The sequence below is a fragment of the Shigella sp. FC1967 genome, assembly GCF_001743005.1.
Taxonomy (GTDB): domain Bacteria; phylum Pseudomonadota; class Gammaproteobacteria; order Enterobacterales; family Enterobacteriaceae; genus Proteus.
In genome coordinates this window covers 1-2,780 of the sequence record NZ_MIIZ01000833.1, presented here as the reverse complement: position 1 = coordinate 2,780, position 2,780 = coordinate 1, and the positions used below count along the sequence as shown (strand labels likewise).

The following is a 2,780-nucleotide window of genomic DNA, read 5'->3' as shown; positions in this document are numbered from 1 at the left end:
CCAAGTTAACCAGTAAAACAGGAAAAATTAATTTTAAAGCAGTAAAAAATACAGCCTTTAAACAAGTTATTACCAATTCAAAAGATATTTATATTTACTCAACGTGATCAGGGATACACCAAAGGAATATGGGTATTACCTGAACTTTATATTGGCGGAAAGCTCACAATTGATGCCCCCAAAGGCATATCTGCGGATATTAAAGCCCAGAAAGAACAATCACTAGAACAAGCATTAACGGTTTTAAGTAACACGCCAGAATATGCTTGGCTTAACGCTCTCCAGCGCCAAGAAAATATTAATTGGAATTTAGTGAAAGACACTTATTCCAGTTGGGATGATAAAACTCAGCAATTAAATCCTGTTGTTGGTGCGGTTATTGCTATCGCGGTAGGGGTTGCAACTTACGGTACTGCAACGGCGGCAACCATTGGTGGAATGGCAAGTGAAGCCACCATTGCGGCAGGTGCATCAGCCAGTGTGGCTTCAACGGCATCTGTCGCAGCACAAGCAGGTTTTGCCTCTTTAGTATCGCAAGCAGCGGTATCTTTAGCCGAAAACAAAGGCAGTATTTATAAAACTATTGAATCCCTCGGCCGTAGTGATACCGCTAAATCTATTGTTACGAGTATGGTGGTTGCGGGGGCATTGCAAGGTCTTGACCAATTTATGGGTTGGGATCAGGCAATCCAAGGAGGAACCTTACCCTCAACAGGTAAGTTACTGCTTACTGATAACGCCACATGGACTCAAGTTGCTCAACGCGTTGCCTCACAGTCAGTAGTGAGTTCTACACTAGGCACAGCCATTCAAGGTGGCAGTTTTATTGATAATTTTAAAACTGCGCTATTAAGCAATATTGGCAGTCAATTCCATGCAGAAGGCGCCAATCTCATTGGTGATAACGGTGCGGTATTAGGGCATGCAGGAAAGGTGTTAAGCCATGCAACATTATCTGGTTTATCTGCCCAAATTAGTGGGGGAAATGTTAATGGTGCAATTGTCGGCAGTTTAGCTGCTGAAATTGCGGCTATTTCGTTGGGTGATAATACTATTAAGGCTGAGGAGTGGCAGAAAAAATCAGAATCACAAGCTCAATTTGTTAGATTATTTGGTGGCATTGCAGGTGGAATTTTTACTGGTGAGCCAGGTGGTGTATATAGTGGTGCTAGTTCAGCTGAGAATATATTCCGTTTCAACCATTTATTTCATGATCTTTCGATGGATTTCGATCGAGAAATACATAAGTGTGGTTCTAATGCTGAATGCTTATCAAAGATAATCGACAAATATGCAGTTTTTAGCAATGAAAATAGTTTAAAACTAGATGTTGAGTTAAATGACAACCCGTTAGCAGTTATCGAGATCAAGAAAAAAAAGAATTGAAAATGCACTTGAGTTAACTAAGAGACCATATTGGGCTAGTTATCTTGGTGCTGATACAATGCAAACTGAGATAGCTAAACAATATGTTCAATATTGGAATTCACAAGATTTAGATAAAATAGACGTAAACACTCCTTCTTGGTTAAAGTTTTCATCGTGGATTTCAGAGCCAGATAACCAGTTTTTTCTTGTTAGTGCTGGTTTTTTAGTTAAAGAATTAAGCGATTTTGCTATTAGATATTTTGGCAGAAATTCAGCAATTAAAACAATCTCTGCTTCTGAAATTGGTATGAAATGGTCTTCTGGGGGAGGAAATATAAATACACAAGGAATGTCATGGGAAAAACTCTATTGCGAAAAGCTTACCTGTTCATACTAGATTACCAAAAAAATTTTAAAACATTTGAATTTTTATAATTGCTAAAGATAAAGTAGCAATAAGATGCAAAAGCCTAGATACTCAAACGATGAGTAAACTTAATCGACCAAAACAAATTTATAATACAATTAAAAGTAATATAGATGATGTTGCAAAATTTGAAGGTTATAGATTGTCAGGAGTCAATTTACATTCAGAAATGATAGCAAAAACGAGAAATTTGGCTTGCTGTACCACAATCGACAACAAAGGCTCAATGGATTGAAATTAACCGTGCGGTAGCTTATGGTAAAAGTATGAATATTGAAGTAAAGATAACGCAGGTAAAATGATGACGTTTATTAACGATAATGAGTATTGTGCTTTGATAGTAATGACAGATAAATTTTTTTGCTTAAATACTGAATCTGGTTATGGGCTAATGACAATCGATCCGAATTTTTCATCAATTATACTTTCTTTAACGTGTTCAAATAAGGAGCTTGGTGAAAGTTTAATTAAAGTTTTAGAAAATAGTCGAACTCAGCTTAAAGATGAGGAATATGACAAACTCTTTAAGAAGGAAAATATAAAAAAAAAACTGGAAATTCAGGCTAGAATTATTACGGTATAAATATGATTATTCGCTCAAAAACGCCAACTTTTAGCTAATATGCTAAACTGTTCTATTTATCTTTCTAATAACAAAATATTAATTTCACCTTCTTACCATTCAAGTCTTGAAGGGTGGGAAGGAATTGGGGCATCCCATAAGGTTATTTTATCGTTAGATAGCTCATTTGATGAGATAGGTTCGGGTATTCGTCTTGCATTTAGTCGGTGTACTACTAAGAAAATTTTAACTTAACGAAAGTGAGAATCCTGTATAAATTGAAATGTAATATATATGTAAATTTTAGGTAATGGATATTAAATTAAATAATTAAATAATTAAATAATTAAATAATTTTATTTTGAATTAAAAAGATTGGAATGTTTCTTTTTGAAGCTCTTAATGAACTATATGAAAATTACC

General features: G+C 35.2%; 4 protein-coding genes and 1 pseudogene. All 5 read left to right on the top strand.

Annotated elements, in window-relative coordinates; genetic code table 11:
• Positions 1–312: 312 nt before the first annotated feature.
• Entirely contained in the window at positions 313–1,386 is a 1,074-nt protein-coding gene (locus BHE89_RS14185; protein ID WP_286146158.1) for a DUF637 domain-containing protein, read from the top strand.
• 58 nt (positions 1,387–1,444) lie between these two features.
• Complete coding sequence (locus BHE89_RS14180; protein WP_128860563.1) at positions 1,445–1,765, top strand: hypothetical protein; 321 nt, start codon at positions 1,445–1,447, stop codon at positions 1,763–1,765.
• Positions 1,766–1,793: 28 nt separating this feature from the next.
• Positions 1,794–2,030: an endonuclease toxin domain-containing protein gene (locus tag BHE89_RS27485; RefSeq protein ID WP_458694226.1), complete on the top strand. Its 237-nt coding sequence runs from the start codon at positions 1,794–1,796 to the stop codon at positions 2,028–2,030.
• Positions 1,984–2,097 carry an endonuclease toxin domain-containing protein gene (locus BHE89_RS27480; RefSeq protein WP_458694225.1) on the top strand — a complete coding sequence of 38 codons (114 nt, stop codon included), beginning with the start codon at positions 1,984–1,986 and terminating at the stop codon, positions 2,095–2,097. The genes BHE89_RS27485 and BHE89_RS27480 overlap by 47 nt, the downstream gene beginning before the upstream one ends.
• Positions 2,094–2,612: pseudogene (locus BHE89_RS25880) on the top strand (contact-dependent growth inhibition system immunity protein). The gene BHE89_RS27480 and the pseudogene BHE89_RS25880 overlap by 4 nt, the downstream one beginning before the upstream one ends.
• Positions 2,613–2,780: the final 168 nt, after the last annotated feature.

Coding starts and splice junctions, on each gene's coding strand:
- BHE89_RS14180 (WP_128860563.1), top strand. CDS start 1,445: ATGCAAACTGAGATAGCTAAACAATATGTTCAATATTGGAATTCACAA.